We start from the raw sequence: 18,963 nt of genomic DNA, 5'->3' as shown, positions 1-18,963 counted from the left end.
ACCATCGGCCGCCAAGCCCGCGCGCGGGCGAAAGCCTTTGCGATGTGGATGTGAGGCGCCCACCGAACGCCCGGGCTCATCGCCGGCGTGTCCGCCGTCTCCTGCGGGGGTCGTCTCCGTCCGCGGTGGGCGCCGTCCTTGGTTCGCCCCTCCGCGTCCCGCGGTTCACGGATCCCCGGGGCAGGGCGGAGGCGGCGCGGAGGGATGGCGCTCAGGGGCATCAAGATTTCCCGGGAGAACATTGATGGCGACGGAGGCCCGCTCCGGTCCCATGCGCCGCGCCCTCATCCTCGTGCCCGTCCTGCTCGCCGCCACGCTCGCGGGATGCGTCGGGACCCGGCTCGACGCCGCCGGCGCCGCGGCGGGCGCTGCGGGCGGCCTCGCCTGCCCCGACGGCCAGGAGGTCTCGGCCTGCAACCGGGGGCTTTCCGGACCGGGCGTGAACGAGTTCGCCGTCGCCGCGAATCCGACCGACCCGATGAACGCCATCATCGTCGCGAACGACTACGGCGCGCCCGACGCGACGACGAAACCCTTCCACCGCCTGTGGGGATCGTGGTGGTTCACGCACGACGGGGGCGCGACCTGGACGAAGCGCGTCGTGCCGGGCATGCTGCCCGACGCGACCCGCAGCCTCGCGGGGTACCAGTTCGTCGGAGACCTCGTCGTCGCCTATGCGGATGACGGCACGGCGTGGATGGCGGGCATCGCGTACACGGCGGCGGGCCCGGTCTACCGCAACGCCGTGTGGATCGCTTCGAGCCGGGACGGCGGCGCCACGTTCAGCGAGCCCGCGCTCGTCGATTCGTACGCGACGGAATTGATCTTCCACGACAAGCCGGCGCTCGCGCTCGACAGGGCGGGCCGGATCTACCTCGTCTGGAGCTTCCAGGACGTCGGCCAGCGAGGGACCCCGAACGACCAGGGCATGCGCGTCGGCGTGAGCGAGGACGGCGCGAAGACGTGGAGGACGGGATGGATCTCCCGCAACGACTTCGGCATCAGCGCGTCGATCGCGATCGGTCCCGACGGCGCCGTGAACGTCGCGTGGCGCAGCTACGATCCCTACGCGCACCAGTTCCGGCGCTCCACCGACCACGGTCGCACGTGGAGCGACCCGGTCGTCGCGCGCGCGCTCGACCGCATGGACCTCAAGCTCCCGAATTCGAGCTACCGCGCCTTCGTGCTCCCGACGCTCGTCGCGACGCCCGACGGCGCGCTCCTCATGATCACGGCCGACAAGGGGAAGGACCAATCGAGCGACGTCTTCCTGCTCCGCTCGAATGACGACGGCGCGACGTGGAACGCGACCGTGCTTCCGCGCGCGACGAAGAACGCGCAGTTCCTGCCCACGATCGCGGCCGCCCCCGACGGGCGCGTCGTCGCCGCGTGGCTTGACCGGCGCGACGACGCGGAGGACGCGAGCTACGTCCTCTACGCGGCGGAGAGCGCGGACGGCGTCGCCTTCACGGAGCGCGTCGTCGGAAGCGCGCCGAGCCGCGACCCGAACGACGGGACGGCGGGAAGCACCTTCATCGGCGACTACATCGGCGCCGCGATCCTGGGCGACCGCGTGTATCTCGCGTGGCCGGACCTGCGCGAGGACGGCCGGAGCCGCCTCTTCGCGGCGGCGCTCGTCGCCGGGAACCCGAAAGCCTGATGAGGCTTCCGGGCGGATGCGCGTCCATGCCCGCGCCGGACCGCGACGACGTGCTCGTCCACAACTGGAACCTCGAGGCGAACCTCGCGCGGAGGATGCCCGAGAAGGTCGTCTTCTGGGACGAGACCCTGCGCGACGGCGAGCAGACGCCCGGCGTGTACTACACGCTCGACGAGAAGGTCAAGCTCGCGAAGATGCTCGACGACCTCGGCGTCGACATTTTGAACTGCGGCATCCCCGCGATCAGCGAGGGCGAGCTCAACGCCGTGAAGGCCATCGCGAAGGAGGGCCTCCGCGCGAGCGTCCTCGGCGCGTGCCGCACGGTGCAAAGCGACATCGACGCGTGCCTCAAGGCCGACGTGGACGAGATCAGCCCGTTCATCGCCGTGAGCGACGTGCACCTCAAATACAAGCTGAAGCGCACGCGCGAGGAGGCGATCGAGATGGCCGTGAAGTCGGTCGAGTACGGCAAGGCGCACGGCCTCAAGGTCACGATCGTGACCGAGGACACGGTGCGCGCCGACCTCGACACGGTCGAGACGCTCTACAACCGCGCGATCGATGCGGGCGCGGACCGCGCGCTCTTCTGCGACACGGTCGGCGTCATGACCCCGGCCGCGACGCGCTGGTGGTTCGCGGAGATCCAGCGCCGCGTCTCGAACAAGGCCGAGTTCGGCTTCCACAACCACAACGACTACGGCCTCGGCGCGGCAAACGCGCTCGCCGCGATCGAGCAGGGCATCCCGGTCATCAACTGCACGCTGAACGGCATCGGCGAGCGCGCGGGCAACGTCGCCTTCGAGCAGGTCGTGATGGCGCTCGAGGACCTCTACGGCGTGAAGACGGGCATCAGGCTCGAGAAGCTCATGGAGGTCTCGCGCGCGGTCGAGGAGGCGACGGGGATCCCGGTCGGGATCACGCAGCCCGTCGTCGGCTACAACGCGTTCACGCACGAGTCGGGCATCCACACGGACGGCGTCATCAAGAAGGCCGCAACCTACGAGCCCATCCAGGCCGAGGCCCTCGGCCGCGAGCGCCGCTTCGTCTTCGGCAAGCACACGGGCACGACCGCCGTCGCGGACCGCCTCGAGAAGAACGGCGTCGCGAACGTCCCGAAGGAGCAGCTCCTCGAGATCGCGAACCGCATCAAGCGCCACACCGAGGCCCAGAGCAAGGCGACGGTGAAGGCCTTCATCGACACGTACCGCGACTGGGACGTGAAGCACAACGGCGTCGACAATCCCACGTTCTGGAAGATCGTGAAGGACGTGACGGGAAAGACGCCGCCGCCGGGCGTGGCGGAGAAGAAGTACAAGTGGTAGTCCGGGGCCTTCAGCGGTGCACTCCGTGACATGAGTTTCACACCTCGGCCTCGCCTGCGGGCGAGGCCTCGGCTCATGTCACTTCGTGCCAGAGGAGGGGCGCTGCGCGCGCCCCTCCTCTGGACTCCACCCCCCGCGCCAGGGGCTCCGCCCCTGGACCCCCGCCGAGACCCGCGTTTTTTTCTCGAACGGTGCTCCGATGTCTACGCCTCTTCTTGAGCGGGCGTGTGGGGGCGCGCGTGGGGCGCCTCCCTCGCCGTTCAACCTTCTGAACCCGGGCGCGAACACCGGCTGCGGTCCCGGACCCGGACCCGGACCCGGTCCCGACGCCCGGACCCGGTCCCGGCACCCGGTCCCGACGCCCGGTCCCGACACCCGGCTCCCGGTCCCGACACCCGGCTCCCGGTCCCGGACCCGGACCCGGTCCCGACGCCCGGGCCCGGTCCCGGACCCGGTCCCGACGCCCGGACCCGGTCCCGGCTCCCGGTCCCGACGCCCGGGCCCGGTCCCGGCACCCGGCTCCCGGTCCCGGCTCCCGGTCCCGACGCCCGGACCCGGTCCCGGACCCGGTCCCGACGCCCGGGCCCGGTCCCGGCTCCCGGTCCCGACGCCCGGGCCCGGTCCCGGCACCCGGCTCCCGGTCCCGACGCCCGGGCCCGGTCCCGGCACCCGGCTCCCGGTCCCGAAGCCCGGCTCCCGGTCTCGGCACCCGGTCCCGGTTTCCGGCGCCCGCTCCCCTGGGGCGCCCTCGGCGTCGCCGGGGTTTCGCGGAGATGTCAAGGCTCGTCCGACCCCCGGGCCGTCATGAAGGCCCCCCAGGCGGTTTCGATCCGGGCGCAACCGGCATCGGCTTGAAGGCCGGCGGCGGAACGGGGGGCGGGAGAAAAGGTCGGAACTGACCCCCGGTCCGAGGCCGCGCCATCGCGCGGGGTCGGGCTTGGCGCCAGTCTTTTCTTCCGGGTTAGGGAGACAACAGCATGGAATGCCCCATCGGGGGCGGACGCCTCAGCCGGAGGTCGGACTCTGGCCGCTGAGCTGCGTCCCCGCCCCAAGTCAGGGACCCGTCACAGGATGGCCAAGCGCGTCGCGATGCACGCGCACCTCGGCCCCGCGCGCCCGCGCGTGCGGAGCTGGCTCCAGAGCTTCCTCATCGAGATGCTCTTCTGACGCGGCCGTGTGGAGGCCCGTCGGACAAGGCGGCACGCGCCCTCGCCCGCAAGCGGCAGCGCGTCGGCCGTCGCCCCCACCGCGAGGTCGCGGTCGTCCCCACCCTCGAGCGCGGAGGCGAGCCGCGCGGGGGCGTCCCCCGTCGCGCGCGCTTCGCGCGGAGCTGGCGGGAGGGGTCGTCGCGGCCATGAGGTCCAGGGCGGCGGCGACCGCGCACGTCGGCCCCGGGACCGGGACCGCGCAAGGGCGGGGAGCGATCTCGAGCCGGCGCTCCGCCGCGCGCCGGTCGCCGGGGCCATAATTTGAAGAGACCCCCCTTTCATCGGGCCGCGGGAATCCGCATGGCGCCGCGCCCGCAGACCCTGTCGGAGAAGATCCTCGCCCTCAAGGCCGGGAAGCCCTCGGTGAAGCCGGGGGAGATCGTGGAGTGCCCGGTCGACGTGGCGATGGCGCACGAGGCGTGCGCGCAGCTCATCAAGCCGTTCGAGGAGATGGGCGCGACCGAGGTCTGGGACCCGAACCGCGTCGTGATCCCGATCGACCACTGGGTCCCCGCGTCGAGCGAGGCGAGCGCGAAGCTCCACCACGCGATCCGCCGCTTCGCCGAGAAGCACAAGCTCCCCCACTTCTACGACGTCGGGGCGCAGGGCATCTGCCACCAGATCCTCGCGGAGGAGGGCTTCTGCCTCCCGGGCGACCTCGTGCTCGGCACGGACTCGCACACGAACATGCTCGGCGCCGTGGGCGCCTTCGCGGCGGGCATCGGCCCGACCGAGATGGCGGCCGTGTTCGCGACGGGCGAGATCTGGCTCAAGGTCCCCGAGAGCATCCGCGTCGAGGTCAAGGGCGAGATCGCGTTCCCGGTCCAATCGAAGGACCTCATCCTCGAGACCGCGCGCCAGCTCACGACCGAAGGCGGCGCGTACAAGGCCGTCGAGTTCACGGGCGCGGGCATCGCGTCGCTCCCCATGTTCCAGCGCTTCACGCTCTCGAACATGACGACCGAGCTCGGCGCCAAAGCGGGCGTCCTCCCCGCGGACGAGAAGACGATCGACTACCTGCGGAAGACGCCCATGAAGTCCAACCGCCGCTCGGAGATCGAGCGCCACGCGGACCTGCGCGCCGATGCGGGCGCGGTCTACGAGCGCACGGTCACGATCGACGGCGACGCGCTCGAGCCGATGGTCGCGATGCCGCAGAGCCCCGACAACGTGAAGCCCGTGAGCCAGGTGAAGACGGGCCGCGTGGACCAGGTGTTCATCGGGAGCTGCACGAACGCGCGCCTCGAGGACCTCCGCATCACGGCGGCGATCCTCAAGGGCGAGCGCGTGAAGAACGGCACGCGTCTCCTTGTCTACCCGGCCTCGACGAGCATCTACAAGCAGGCCCTCAAGGAGGGCATCATCGAGATCATCACCGACGCCGGAGGCGCGTTCAACCCGTCGAGCTGCGGCGCGTGCTTCGGCGGCATGGGCGGCGTCATCGACGCGGGCGAAGTCTGCGTCTCGACGTCGAACCGCAACTTCCCGGGCCGCATGGGGCACGTGCAGTCGCAGTCGTACCTTGTTTCGCCCATCGTCGCGGCCGTGACCGCGATCGAAGGGAAGCTCGCGGACCCGCGCGCGTTCCTCAAGGAGCGCCCGGGCCTCGCCGAGGAGGCGCTCAGGTGGGCCGAGAAGCCCTACGAGATCGGCCTGTGGTCGCGCCCCAACATCCCGCTGGGGGTCGCCTGATGGAGACGAAGCTCGCGGGCAAGGCCTGGCGCTTCGGCGACAACGTCGACACCGACCAGATCACGCCCGGCAAGTACCTCGCCTTCATCGACGCGCCGACGCTCGGCAAGCACGTTCTCGAGGGCGCCCGGCAGGAGTTCCCCGGCCTCGTGAAGCCCGGCGACATCCTCGTCGCGGGCCGCAATTTCGGGTGCGGCTCCTCGCGCGAGCACGCGCCGCTCGCGATCAAGGGCTCCGGGCTCTCCGTCGTGCTCGCGGAAAGCTACGCGCGCATCTTCTACCGGAACGCCTTCAACGTCGGGCTCCCGATCCTCGTGTGCCCCGGCATCCACGCGGCGGTCGCCGAAGGCGACCGCATCGAGGTGGACCTCATGAGCGGCAAGGTCGTCAACACGACGAACGGAAAGACGCTCCAGGCCGAGCCGCTCACGGAGAAGGCGCTCGAGCTTCTGCGCGCGGGCGGCCTCGTGCCGCTCGTGCGGAAGAAGCTCGAGGCGAAGCGGGCCGCGAAGTAAGGAGGCTCACGCGAGCGTGGACAGGAGCGTCAGCGCCGTCGCGAGGGCGACGAGCGCGCAAAGCCCGCAGAGGACCAGGTTCTCCGAAAGGGCGGTGCCGATCATCCCCCTTGAGTGCGCGAGCGGCACCATAGCCTTTGCCCGATTCCCCCGACCCCGCACGGCGGGCGGCCGACCACCCCTTTGACGGGGGCCGCTAGGTTGAAAACCTCCGGCGCGCCTCGGGGGCCGAGTGCGCCGAGCACCCTGGTTGGCCCTCATTGTGCTCGCCGTCGCGGGTTGCTCAGCGCCCGCTCCGGCCGGGGGGGACGATCCGGGTCCCGCCCCGCCCGTTCCCTACGACGCGTGGGCGTCGAAGCTGAGCGAGCCGCGCTACTCGGACATCGTGCGGGAATCCTCGTTCCTGCGCTCGAAGGACGGGACGAGCCTCGCCATCACGGTGTGGCGGCCGAAGGACGCGGGAACCGCGACGCTGCCGACGCTCCTGCAGATCACGCCTTATCAGACGATCGACCGCGCGGTGATGGCGACGTTCGGGGAGGAGCCGACGACCTTCTGGCCGAAGCGCGGCGTCGTCTTCGCGCTCGCGGACGCGCGCGGCACGCACAGCTCCGGCGGGTGCCTCGACTTCGGCGGCTTTCGGGACCGCGAGGACGCAAGAGCCTTCGCGCAGTGGATCCAGGCCCAGCCCTGGAGCAACGGAACGATCGCGGTCGAAGGCGTGAGCCATCCCGGCATGGGGGCCCTCGTCGCCTCCGTCGCGGACGTGCCCGGCCTCGTGGCGAGCCTCGCGCACGCGCCGGTTTCCTCCTACTACATGGACGAGTGGGAGAACGGGGCGCGCTTCGAGGGGCAGAACAACGGCGCCGCGTACCAGGCGATCGAGACGCTCCCGACGCTCGACCCCTCGCCCGAGGCGATCGCGAACCAGGCCGGCGGCACCTGCCAGGGCGAGACCCTGCGCGAGTTCACGATCAACGACGGCACGCTCACGCCGTGGTTCAAGGACAAGGACCTGAATCTCCTCGCGAAAGATGTCCGGAAGCCGATCCTTCTCACGATCGGATTCTTCGACATGAACGTTTTCCCCACGCACGTCGAGCGCTTCTGGCGAGCGCTTCCCGAGGACGTCGACGCGCGCCTCGTGCTCGGATACTGGACGCACAGCTATCCCGACCTCGGCGGCTACACGACGCCGGAATGGGCGGACTGGCAGCACCGTTACCTCGACACGGTGCTCCTCGGACGCGACACCGGCTTCGAGCGGGAACCCCGCATCCTCGTCGAGGACTCGACGGGCGCATGGCACGCGCTTGCGGCGTGGCCGCCCGTGAACCTCACGACGCTCTGGCCCGCGAAGGACGGCGCTCTCTCCGAGACGCCCTCCGGGCCGGGGCAGGCGTCCTGGCGCGACGACCCGTCGGCCCACCGCGATCGTTGGGGCCCGGATGCGCACGTCCTCTTTGAGACCGAGCCGCTCGAGAACCCGGTGTGGGTCGCGGGCGCGCCGCGCGTCACGCTCGTCGCGAAGGCGACGGCCTCGCACGTGAACCACGTCGTGTATCTCTTCGACGTCGCGCCGGACGGCACGCGCGTCCGCGTGAGCCACGGCTACCACGACTCGCGCTTCCCGAACGGGCTCGAGCGCGCCGCGCCGCCCGCGCCGGGGACGCCGGCCACGTACGCGTTCGACCTCTTCCCGACGGCGCACGTCCTCGAGAAGGGTCACCGCCTCGCGCTCGTTCTCGCCTCGAGCGATCGTTCGACGACCGACGGCTACACGCAGTGCCAGCGGACGCCGCGCGGAGGCTGCTACGACCCGAGCGGTCTCATGCCGTCGCCGAACCCGGATGCGGTCACGACGGCGCTCCTCGGCGCCGAGGCGACGCGGATCGACGTTCCCTTCGCGGACCCCGCGCTCGGCCACGTCGGTTGACCCCGGAGAAAGTTTCATCACGGGTCTCCGGCTTGGGGACCGCAATGCCCGGGAAGTACAAGATCGCGCTCCTGCCCGGCGACGGCGTGGGGCGCGAGGTCGCGGTCGAGGGCGAGAAGGTCCTGCGCGCGGTCACGGAGCGCTTCGGCGTCCAGTTCGAGACCGTGAGCTTCCCGTGCGGCGGGCAGCACTACCTCGAGACGGGCAAGGAATGGGCGCCCGAGGCGTTTCCCTTCTGTCGCGACGAGGCCGACGCGATCCTCCTCGGCGCGGTCGGCTGGCCCGGCGCGACGCTCCCGTCCGGCGACATCGCGGGCGCGGGCATCGTGTTCGGCTGCCGTTTCGGCCTCGACCTCTACGCGAACGTGCGCCCCACGAAGCTCTACCCGGGCGTGCGCCACAAGATCGGCGACGCGTTCAAGCAGGTGTGGGAGCCGAAGAACGTCGACTTCGTCGTCATCCGCGAGAACACGGAAGGCGAGTACACGCCCGCCCGCGGCGCCCTCACGCGCGCCGGCGTCACGGAGGTCGCGACGGACACGACCATCATCACGCGCAAGGGCAGCGAGCGCGTCGCGCGCTACGCGTTCGAGCTCGCGAAGCGGCGAAACGGCGCGCCGAAGGACGGCAAGCGGCGCGTCACGTGCATCGACAAGTCGAACGTGCTGCGCGGGTCGCAGTTTTTCCGCCAGGTGTTCGACGAGGTCGCGGCCGGATACGGCGGAATCGAGCGCGACTACGCGTACATCGACGCGTTCACGCAGTGGGTCGTGCGCCAGCCCGAGTTCTACGACGTGGCGGTCACGACCAACATGTTCGGCGACATCGCGACGGACCTCGCCGCGGTGCTGCAGGGCGGCATGGGCATGGCCGCCTCGGGCAACATCGGCGACAGGCACGCGATGTTCGAGCCCATCCACGGAAGCGCGCCGAAACACGCGGGCCAGGGCATCGTGAACCCGCTCGCGACGGTGCTCGCGACGCACATGATGCTCGACTGGATCGCGGACCGAAAGTCGGACGCGCGCCTCAAGGAGGCCGCGAAGGCCGTCGAGGCCGCGGTCGCGACGGTCGTCGCGGACGGCAAGACGCTCACGTACGACCTCGGCGGCTCGGCGAAGACGGGCGAGGTCGGCGACGCGGTCGTGAAGGCGATCCTCGCCTACGGGCGCTGATCCTTCTCGACCTCGAGCCCCTCGCGCTTCCACGCGACGATGCCGCCTGCGAGGTTCGCGACGTCCCCGTAGCCGGCCTCGTCGAGGATCGCCGCCGCTACACGGCCGCGCGCGCCCACCGCGCAGTGGACCACGACGGGTCGGTCCCGCGGAACCTCCGCGAGGCGCGAAGTGAGCTCGCCGAGCGGCACGTTCAGGCTCCCGGGGATGCGTGAGCCGCGGTGCTCGAATCCCTCGCGCACGTCGAGGACGACGGCCCCCGCCTCGCGGGCCTTTGCGGCCGCGCGCGCGTCGACCTCCTTCACCTTGCGGCGCGGGGCCCGGATCCACGTCAAAAGCGACTTGAGGAGGCTCATCGCGATCACCGGGCCTTGCCCTTCGCGGGCTTCTGGGCGGGCTTCTTCGCGGCCTTCGGCTTCGCGGCCGGCGCGGCGTCGCCGCCGAAGAGCGTCTGCTGGCCGCCCGAGGGCGGGGGCTTCGCCTTCGCGCCCTCGCGCAGTTCGCGCAGGCGCGCGAGGTCTCGCACGTAGTCACCGTCCTCCTCGTACGGCGTCTCGATGTATCCGGGATGGTCCTTGAAGCGCGGGTCGCGCAGGAGCTCCTGGAAGAGCACCTCGCCGAGAAGGCCCTTCCCGATGTTCTCGTGCCGGTCGCGGTTCGACCCCAGCTCGCCCTTCGAATCGTTGAGGTGGAACGCCTTGAGCCGGTCGAGGCCGACCGCGCGGTCGAAGGACGCGACCATCGCCTCGTAGCCGTCCTTCGTGCGGATGTCGTAGCCGCTCACGAACACGTGGCACGTGTCGAGGCAGACGCCGAGGCGCGCGTGGTGGCCCGCCTTCGCGATGATGGCCGCGAGCTCCTCGAACGTGCGCCCCACGGCGTTGCCGGCGCCCGCGTTCGTCTCGATGAGCACCATGGCGCGCAGTCTCTTCGTGCGCTCGAGGACCTTCGCGAGGCCGAATCCCACGCGCTCCAGGCCCCATTCGCGGGGCTTGTCCTTCGGGCTTCCGGGGTGGAACACGACGAACGGGACGCCGAGCGCCTCCGCGCGCTCGACCTCGACCACGAGGCCGTCGATGGAGCGCTCCCAGAGCGCGTCGTCGGGCGAGGCGAGATTCAGGAGGTACGAGCAGTGGATGAGCGTGGGACCGAGCTTCGCAGCCGCGACGCCCTCCTTGAAGGCCTGGGCGTCGGCGGGGTCGAGGGGCTTCGCCGCCCACTGCTGCTGGTTCTTGGAAAAGATCTGGATGACCTCGCAGCCGAGGTTCGTGCCGTTTCCGGGGGCGTTCCGGACGCCGCCCGAGATCGAGACGTGGGCGCCGATGCGCATGGCCCGGTGAAGGCGGGCCGCGCCGATAAAGGGGCGCGTCGATCTACGGAAGGGTCCAGGGCTTGACGTCGTCGAGGGGGTCCTCGCCCTGGGGCGCGACCCGGACGACCGTCTTCGAAGCGTGAGCGGCCATGAACCTGATCACGCCGGGCGACCTATTTCCGGGTGTCGGAAAGGGCGGCGGGCCGGCCATGACACGGCGTGGCGCGGCTCAGCGTCCCCGGGCGTCCCGGAGGGCGGCGAGCTCGCGCTCGAGGCGAGGCGTCGGCTTCTCGTACACTTCCTCGATGAGCGTCTCGAAGGCGGGCGGAGGCGCCGCTTCCGCGGCCTTGATCGCGGCGTCGATCGCGGCGATGATCTCCGCGCTGGCCTTCTCCTCGCGCGCCGCGTCCCAGACGCCCTTCGCGACGAGGAACGCGTGGAAGCGCGCGATCGGGTCGCGTCGCTTCCACGTCTCGACCTCGGCCGAGGGCCGGTAGCGCGTCGGGTCGTCCGACGAGCTGTGGCCCTGGATGCGGTACGTGACGGCTTCGATGAGCGTGGGGCCCTCGCCGCGCCGCGCGCGATCGGCCGCCTCCTTCGCGGCCGCGTAGCACGCGAGGACGTCGTTGCCGTCGACGCGGACGCCGGGCATGCCATAGGCGAGCGCCTTCTGCGCGAAGGTCGCGCTCGCCGTCTGCTTCGAGGTCGGGACGCTGATCGCCCAACCGTTGTTCTGGAGCACGAAGACGACGGGCGTCTTCCAGACCGCGGCGAAGTTGAGCGCGTGGTGGAAGTCGGATTCGCTCGAGGCGCCGTCTCCGAGATACCCGAGCGCGACGGTCTTCTCGCCCTTGATCTTCGCGGCGTACGCCATGCCGACCGCGTGGGGGAGCTGGGTCGCCATCGACGAGGACCAGGTCACGAAATGGTATGTCCGGTCGCTGAAGTGCATCGGCATCGAGCGACCCTTCTCGATGCTCGAGCCGTTCCCGAACATGTGGTTGAAGTAGCCCTCGAGCGGGAAGCCGCGCATGAGGAGCGCGCCGGATTGCCTCAGCGCCGGGAAGATCCAGTCCGAGGGTTCGACGGCGGAGGCCGTGCCGATGACGGCCGCCTCCTCGCCCGTGGAGGCGCCGTAGAACGCGATGCGGCCCTGGCGCTGGAGGAGCATGCAGCGCTCGTCGAGGAGGCGCGTGCGGAGCATCGCGACGTACATGGCCCGGAGCGCGTCGTCCGCGAGCTTCGGAACCTCCGCGCCGGGCGCGAGCGTGCCGTCTTCGCGGAGGATCGTGCGAACGGGAAAGGCGTCGGAGCCCATCAGGTGCGGCGAGCGGCGGATCCCTCCTTAAGGCCTTTGACCGCGGGGAACCGCCCCTTCAAATAAACGAGCGGAGAGAGCAGCCCCAGGTTGGTCCGGGTGACACGCGCGCGAGCCAGGCGGCTCACGGCGGGTGACGGGGCCGGGGGCCACGTCATCGGGTTCGCCGTGGGCGGCGCCATCTTCCTTCTCACCTTCTCCGTCCTCATCCAGTTCGCGCTCGAGCCGGCCTCGGACGCGAGGCCGAAGGACGCGAACCTCGCGCGGGAGGCCGAGGACACGCTGCGCATCCTCACCTCGACGGCCGGCGAGCCCGCGACGTGGGGCCTCGCGGGCGGCGCCAGCGGCGACGCCGTCGCGCGCCTCGGCCTTCTCGAGCCGGGGACGAGCGCCACCCTCTCGCCCGGCAAATGGGACGCGCTCGTGCGCGGCACCCTTGTCGATGAGGCGAACGGCGCCGTGGATTATCCGGCCGCGCGCGCCGCGCTCGGCCTCGGAAACAAGGGATTCCACCTGCGCGCGTACCCCATCTTCCCGACGGCGGCGGCCGGCACCTACGGGCTCGGCAGCGACTTCGTCTCGCATACCGTCGCCTACGTCGGGCACGTGCAAGGGGTCGCCGAGAGCCAGGAATCGAAGAAGGAGTCCCACGTCCTTGCGACGCTCCCCGTCGCTTTCGACAACGTCACGTGGAACGCGCTCCTCATGCCGGGCGCGCAGGGCGACAAGTTTCCCGATGCGAGCGCCTCGCTCCGCGACGGTCTCGTTCCCCAACTCGGCGGCGCCCTCCTCGTGAACGGACAGCAGAACGGAGACACGTACCGCGCGATGCGCATCCACCGCGACTTCCTCGCGGCCGAGACGGGCTGGACGCCCCCCGAGGGCGACCACGTCTTCGCGTTCACGGACGGCGACGACCTATCCTACCACAAGAACCGCGACGTCGACATCGTGGTCGGCCGCGTCGACCTCTCGGACGTCCCGGGCGTTCCCGTCCTCTCGATGAAGTACCGACTCGACAACGGTGGCGACGACGGCGTCCCGCCCACGACGGGCGACTACGCCTACCTCATGGCCGGCGTGCACATCGGGGGCGGAGTCGTCTCGTGGACGCGCGTCGGGCCTTACCTCGGAGCGACGGGGACGGCCTGGGAAACCTCGAGCGCGGGCATCGGCAGCTGCGTCCCCTGCCTCGTGGCCCCGACGAACGCGAACGTCTACCTGGGCGTCCGGTTCCACTCGGACAACGACAACGTGAACGGCGCGCGAGGCCTCGTGTTCGACGACATCCGGCTCGTGGACGGCGGTGGCAGGACGCTCTTCGCCGCGGGTTTCGAGGCGCCGCGCTACGCGACGCTCGTCGTCGGCTCGGCCGTCGACCAGAACGCGCTCACGAGCGCGCACGTGAAGCACGCGGTCCGGGATTACGTCCTCGCGGGCGGCCGTCTCATCGTGCTCGGGACCGACACGCAGAACTACCAGTGGCTCGAGCCCATCTTCGACGCGGGCATCGCGACGGCAAGCGGCGGGCTCTTCACGCCCGACCTCGCGCATCCCCTGCTCTCGACCCCCAACCCGCTCGCCTACGCGAACTATCCGACGAACGGCTACGTGTGGGTCATCAACAACGGCGCCGACAAGTTCGTCCAGGTCGTCGGATCGGGAGACGACCACGTGCTCGCCGTGTCGAAGCCCCAGGCCTTCGGGGCGGGATCGCTCATCCTCACGACGTGGCTTCCGTCCCAGATGGCCGGCGAGGAGCCGTTCCGCTTCCTCGCGAACTCCATTACGTACGGTTACTACGCGCGGCTCTACCTCGACTTCGGGCCGCCGGTTCCCAAGGGCGTGGCGGTCGCGAGCGCGACACGCACGCTGCTCGTCGACAAGACCGCGGTGGGGGACGGCAAGCTCGTCGAGGTCGCGCTCGTGCTCCACCTGTGGGAGTGACCTACCTGCCCTGGAACGCGTACTTGCCCTTCTCGATGAAGGCCTTCATGGCCTGCTTCTGGTCCTCGGTCGAGAACGTGAGCGAGACGGCCTCGAGCTCGTAGCCGAGGCCCGTTTCGATATCCGTCTCGAAGCCGCGGTTCATCGCGCTCTTCGCGAGCGACACCGCGACGGGGGCCTGCAGGGCGATGGTCGCGGCAAGCGCCTTCGACTCCTTGAGGGCCTGGCCCGCGGGCACCACCTTCAGCACGAGGCCGAGGCGCTCCGCCTCGCGGGCGTCGAAGCGCCGCGCCGTGTACACGAGCTCCTTCGCCTTCATGGGGCCGATGAGCCGCGGAAGGCGCTGCGTGCCGCCGAAGCCCGGGTGGATGCCGAGCGTCACCTCGGGGAGGCCGAACTGCGCGTTTTCCGAGGCGACGACGATGTCGCAGCTCATCGCGAGCTCGAGGCCGCCGCCGAGCGCGAAGCCGTTCACGGCCGCGATGACGGGGCGCGGGAACGTCTCGATCGCGCGGAAGACGCGTTGGCCCATCGCGGTGAACGCCCGGGCCTCGAGGGGCGTCTTCGTCGCCATGAACCGGATGTCGGCGCCCGCGACGAACGCCTTCTGGCCCTCGCCCGTGAGCACGACGGCGCGGACATCGTCGTCCTTCGCGAGCGCGGCGAAGGCGGCTTCGAGGTCGGCGAGGACCTGGCCGTTCAGCGCGTTCAGCGCGTCCGGGCGGTCGATGGTGACGACGGCGACGTGGTTCTCGACCTCGGTCCGCACGAGCGGCAGCGCGAACGCCTCGCCGCGGCGGCCGTGCTCGACGAGCGATCTCGCGACGGGGAATTCGGCGCCCCAGCGCTTTGCGTGGCCCTCGACCACGGCGAGCGCCTTCGCGGTGCCGAGCGCGTTCATCATCGCGAACGGGCCCTTCGCCCAGCGCAGGCCGATGGTCGCGCCCTTGTCCGTGTCGACGCGCGTCGCGACGCCCTCCTCGACGAGCTGCGCCGCGATGCCGAACGCGAGTCCGAGCAGGCGGTCCTTCACGGCCTGCGTCTTCGCCGCGTCGGGCGCGCCCGCAAGGTCCCAGTTCGCCTTCGCGGCGACCTGCTTCGCGAGAAGCGCCGCGGGCGCGTAGGCGGGACCGAAGGCCTTGTGGAGCGTCGTCTGCGCGTGCAGGGCGATGGGCACCCCGGTCACGTTCATGAGCTCGAAGGGTCCCATGCCGATCGCGAAGGCCTCCTTCGCGGCGGCCTCCACCGTCGGAATGTCCGCGACGCCCTCCTCGACGATCCGCACGGCCTCGTTCAGGAACGGCACGAAGAAGCGGTTCACCGCGAAGCCCGCGGCGTCCGCGGTCTCGATCGGGACCTTGCCGATCGCGCGCGAGAACGCCATGAGCGCCTTGAACGTCTCCTCCGACGTGTCGCGGCCCTTCACGACCTCAACGAGCTTGTTGATCATCGCGGGGTAGAAGAAGTGCAGTCCGCCGAAGCGGTCCGGGCGGTCCGTCACGTTCGCCATGTCGGTGACGGAGAGCGAGGACGTGTTCGTCGCGAAGATCGCGTGCGCGGGCGCGTGGCGCGACACCTCGCGGAAGACGTCCTGCTTGACCTTCATGTCCTCGAACACGGCCTCGATCACGAGGTCCGCGTCCTTCACGGCCCGCGCGACGTCGCCCGTCGGGTGGAGGCGCGCGAGGATCGCGTCCGCGTCCGCCGCGGCCATCTTGCCGTCCGCGACGCGCTTCTTGAGGCCGCTCTCGATGCGGCCGAAGCCCTTGCGCGCGAGGTCGTCGCTCATGTCCCTGAGCGCCACCTCGAGCCCAGCCTGCGCGCACGCCTGCGCGATGCCCGAGCCCATGTTGCCCGCGCCGAGGACCGCGACCTTCCGGATCTCCCGCACCATGTTGTTCCCGGCGCGGGCATGGCGGGAAGCGTTTAAAATCATGGCGTCGCGCGGGACGGCGCGGTCGCCCGCGCAGGAAAAGAAGGGACGGGGTACGCCGCCTCCCACGCCGACGTTCGAGGGTCGGATCATGGGGGATGGGTGGAACGAACGTCGATTGAGCGGACCGATCGTGCGGAAGCGGCGGAACCAGCCTCCGTCCCGGCCTCGGGGGTGCCCCCTTCCCGGGATAAGCCTCTGTTCGCAACCCCGGTGACATACGCTTTCCCGAACGGTCAGCGCGAGCGCGGCGGGGAGGGCGGGGCGAGGAGGCCTGCGGCGCGCAGCTTCCGGACCGAGCGGAACACGGTCGGCGCGCTGAGGCCGAGCCGCCGCGCGGCCTCGCGCAGGCTCAACCGCGGCTCGGCGGCGAAGAGCTCGTACACGCGGCGGTGGGTGGCGCCGCGAAGCGCCGAGAACCGGCGCGCGGCTTCGGGCGGAACGGAGCCCGCGACGTAGAGCCGCGCGAAGCCCTCGTCGCGGAGCTCCGCGAGATGCCCGCCCGCGACGAGCTTCGCGACGTGGTGTCGCGTCGCGCCCTCCGTGAAGCCCGCTTCGCAGGCGAGCCCCGCGAAGTGGATGCCGGGCTCGCGCCGGACGATCTCGATGAGGCGCGCGCGCATCGGATGCTTCAGGAGACGGTCCCGCGAGAGCCGCGTGTAAAGGGGGAGGAGGACGAGCTTCACCGCGAGCGCGAGGACGAGGCCCGCGGCGCCGACCGCGAGCCCGGCCTCGGGGGACGGGATCGTGGGGAGGCCATCGAAGATCGAGGCGCGCCGGATCTCGTCGCGCTCGGGCGGGAGGAGGATCGTCGCGAGGCCGGCGGGTTTCGTCCGCGAGGTCGTCTCCGCGATCATCGTACCGGCCGCGGTCGCGCCGTCGAGGAACAGCAGACGGCCCACGTTCGAGGGGCTCTTCTCGGGGGCGACGGCGCTCACGTCGGAGGCCCGGAGCATCGGCGGCGGGACCATGTCCATTGCGTGGAAAGGCCACCACGTGTCGTAGACGAAGTGCTCGATCGCCCCGGGTTTGAGCCCGTGGGCCCCGAGGCTGCCCGCAAGCGCCGCGGCGTCCGGGACGCGCGCGGGCGGCTTCCCCGGCGCGTTCACCGGCGTTCCGGCGTTCTCGGTCGCCTTGAGGGGGGCGGGGACGGGCCCGAGGGGGGTGGCGACGCCCGTGATGCGGACCGTCTTCGCGGAGAACATGCCCGACGGGCCGCCGAGCTGGAGGATCCACCCGCCGTCGGTCGCCACGTTCCCCTGCTTCGCCGGCATGCGCCGGTCGTACGTCGCTGCGAGGATGACGGCGTCGAGATGCGTCGCGCGCCAGACCGCGAATCCCGTCGAAGGGTCCGATTCGAGGGCCCGGACGGCGTCCTCGAGCGGGTACGCGAGGTCGAGCCCGCGGGTGTCGAGGCCGAGGCCCGTCGGCGGAGCAACGCGCCCGTGCGGATTCTCGGCGACGGGTTTCGCCCCGCCCGCAGGCGTCAGCGCGGGGCCGTCGCCGCGCGCGAAGGCCACGAGCGTGATGGCGAATTCGACGGGGCCCCCGCTCCTGGCGCACGCGTCGAGCGTCACCGAGCCCGACCCGCCGCAACCGGCCGGCGCCTCGTACGTCCACCGCGCGTCGACGATGCCGGGAAGTCCCTCCGCGAGCGTCGCGTCGTAGCGGTATCGGAGCGGAGGCAGGTCGCCGAACGGCATCTCCCAGGCGAGGTCGAACGTGAGGCGCAGCGCGCGGCGACCGTGGAAGTCCACCGCCACGGCCGGTCGCGCGGTGCCGTCGCCTCCGAACGCCTCCGTGTCCCCGACGAGGTCCGAGAGACGCGGCGTCGCGCCCTCGGCGACGCGGGCGAGGCCCGCGCGTCCCGGGCACAGGCCGGCGCCGAAGAAGCTCTCCGGCGCGACCGACGTCTCGACGCTCGAACCGAACAGGGGGCCGCCGCTCGAGGGTCCGCCGAGGGCGATGCTGAAGGGATTCCCGCCGACAAGGTCGACGCGGATGACGCTCGGGCCGCCCGCAAGCGCGTGGCAGCGCAGCGCGACCCTGAGGCGATCCCCTTCGACGCCCTCCAGGCGATACGGCTCGGTGGCGCGCTCGACGCCCCAGCGGTCGCGCGCGCGATCGGCGGGCTCGGCCTTCACGCGCCATTCGAGCGCCGTCTTCCCATCGCTCGTCACCGCGTAGCGGAGGACGTCCCCCGCGCGGCCCGGGTCGGGGACGACCTCGCGGCCGCCGGCCGCGGCGCCGGGAAGGAGGGCGGGGGCGACGAGCGCGCAGACGACGAGGAGCAGCCGGAGCATGGTTCCACGCATGGGCGACCGAGCGCGCCGGGGGGCATTCCCCTTGTCGGCGGAAAACGCTAGCGGCCGCCGGGCGGCGCCTTTGCGGGCAGGAGGCCGGCCCCGGCAAGGGCGCGGCGCGCATTGAGGACGCTCGGGGCGCTGACGCCGAGCCGTCGGGCCGCTTCGCGGAGGCTCATGGACGGGTTCTCGGCGAGAAGCGCGTGCAGGCGCGCGTTCGTCGGGGAGCGGAGGACCGCGAGCCGCACCGCCTCTTCGCGCGGGAGGTCGGCTGCGACGTGGTAGCGCACGAATCCGCGGTCCCGCGCCTCGGCGAGGAGGCCGGCCGCGACAAGCTTCGCGACGTGGTGGCGCGTCGTGCGTCCCGCGGCGCCGATCGCGGATTCGATCCCGGCGAGGTGGATTCCGGGCTGCGCCTTCACGACTGCGTGGATGCGGGCCCGCGTCGGGTGCTCGAGAAGGCGGTCGCGCGCGAGGCGCGTGTAGAGCGGCAGGAAAAAGGTCTTCGCGGCGAGGGCGAGGAGCGCGAGGCCCGCGAGGCCGAGGACGAACCGGTCCGCGGGCGACGTGAGCGTCTCGAACCCGGGCACGCTCGCCGGTCGCGCGAGGGCGTCGCGCTCGGGCGGGAGCAGGAGGGGGAGG

13 protein-coding genes are annotated in these 18,963 nt (G+C 71.4%); 7 read left to right on the top strand and 6 right to left on the bottom strand.

All coding sequences use genetic code 11. From position 1 onward, the window contains the following. Nucleotides 1–271 precede the first annotated feature (271 nt). The 6 genes from VM889_07430 (at nt 272) to VM889_07405 (ending at nt 9,508) form a co-directional block, all read left to right on the top strand. Entirely contained in the window at nt 272–1,660 is a 1,389-nt protein-coding gene (locus tag VM889_07430; GenBank protein ID HVL48370.1) for a sialidase family protein, read from the top strand. A 26-nt stretch (nt 1,661–1,686) separates the two neighbouring features. Beyond that, nucleotides 1,687–2,982: a homoaconitate hydratase gene (gene aksA / locus VM889_07425; protein HVL48369.1), complete on the top strand. Its 1,296-nt coding sequence runs from the start codon at nt 1,687–1,689 to the stop codon at nt 2,980–2,982. Nucleotides 2,983–4,490: 1,508 nt separating this feature from the next. After that, the gene (locus VM889_07420) at nt 4,491–5,882 is read left to right on the top strand and encodes a 3-isopropylmalate dehydratase large subunit (GenBank protein HVL48368.1); all 1,392 of its coding nucleotides are present in this window, start codon (nt 4,491–4,493) and stop codon (nt 5,880–5,882) included. Next, a complete protein-coding gene (locus tag VM889_07415; GenBank protein HVL48367.1) occupies nt 5,882–6,397 on the top strand; it encodes a 3-isopropylmalate dehydratase small subunit in 516 nt (171 codons plus the stop codon). The genes VM889_07420 and VM889_07415 overlap by 1 nt, the downstream gene beginning before the upstream one ends. 250 nt (nt 6,398–6,647) lie before the next feature. Further along, complete coding sequence (locus tag VM889_07410) at nt 6,648–8,333, top strand: CocE/NonD family hydrolase (protein HVL48366.1); 1,686 nt, start codon at nt 6,648–6,650, stop codon at nt 8,331–8,333. 44 nt (nt 8,334–8,377) lie between these two features. Continuing rightward, complete coding sequence (locus VM889_07405) at nt 8,378–9,508, top strand: isocitrate/isopropylmalate dehydrogenase family protein (protein HVL48365.1); 1,131 nt, start codon at nt 8,378–8,380, stop codon at nt 9,506–9,508. Here VM889_07405 and VM889_07400 read toward each other — a convergent pair. From VM889_07400 to VM889_07390, 3 genes are all read right to left on the bottom strand, one after another. Next, nucleotides 9,496–9,864: a rhodanese-like domain-containing protein gene (locus VM889_07400; protein ID HVL48364.1), complete on the bottom strand. Its 369-nt coding sequence runs from the start codon at nt 9,862–9,864 to the stop codon at nt 9,496–9,498. The genes VM889_07405 and VM889_07400 overlap by 13 nt on opposite strands. A 5-nt stretch (nt 9,865–9,869) precedes the next feature. Further along, nucleotides 9,870–10,838, bottom strand: coding sequence for a deoxyribonuclease IV (locus tag VM889_07395; GenBank protein ID HVL48363.1), 969 nt, complete (start codon nt 10,836–10,838; stop codon nt 9,870–9,872). A 211-nt stretch (nt 10,839–11,049) separates the two neighbouring features. Continuing rightward, the gene (locus tag VM889_07390) at nt 11,050–12,138 is read right to left on the bottom strand and encodes a thiamine pyrophosphate-dependent enzyme (protein ID HVL48362.1); all 1,089 of its coding nucleotides are present in this window, start codon (nt 12,136–12,138) and stop codon (nt 11,050–11,052) included. A 168-nt stretch (nt 12,139–12,306) separates the two neighbouring features. Here VM889_07390 and VM889_07385 point away from each other — a divergent pair, with 168 nt between their 5' ends. Next, nucleotides 12,307–14,085 carry a hypothetical protein gene (locus tag VM889_07385; protein HVL48361.1) on the top strand — a complete coding sequence of 593 codons (1,779 nt, stop codon included), beginning with the start codon at nt 12,307–12,309 and terminating at the stop codon, nt 14,083–14,085. 1 nt (nt 14,086) lies between these two features. Here VM889_07385 and VM889_07380 read toward each other — a convergent pair whose 3' ends face one another. The 3 genes from VM889_07380 to VM889_07370 all read right to left on the bottom strand — a co-directional run. After that, a complete protein-coding gene (locus tag VM889_07380; GenBank protein HVL48360.1) occupies nt 14,087–15,979 on the bottom strand; it encodes an enoyl-CoA hydratase-related protein in 1,893 nt (630 codons plus the stop codon). Nucleotides 15,980–16,254: 275 nt separating this feature from the next. Further along, nucleotides 16,255–18,333 carry a winged helix-turn-helix transcriptional regulator gene (locus VM889_07375; GenBank protein ID HVL48359.1) on the bottom strand — a complete coding sequence of 693 codons (2,079 nt, stop codon included), beginning with the start codon at nt 18,331–18,333 and terminating at the stop codon, nt 16,255–16,257. Between the two features lie 47 nt (nt 18,334–18,380). After that, on the bottom strand, nt 18,381–18,963 hold a 583-nt coding region (locus VM889_07370; protein ID HVL48358.1), incomplete at its 5' end, for a hypothetical protein.

It is taken from the genome of Candidatus Thermoplasmatota archaeon (assembly GCA_035540375.1).
Taxonomy (GTDB): Archaea; Thermoplasmatota; SW-10-69-26; order JACQPN01; family JAJPHT01; genus DATLGO01.
This window is presented reverse-complemented; position numbering and strand designations above follow the sequence as displayed.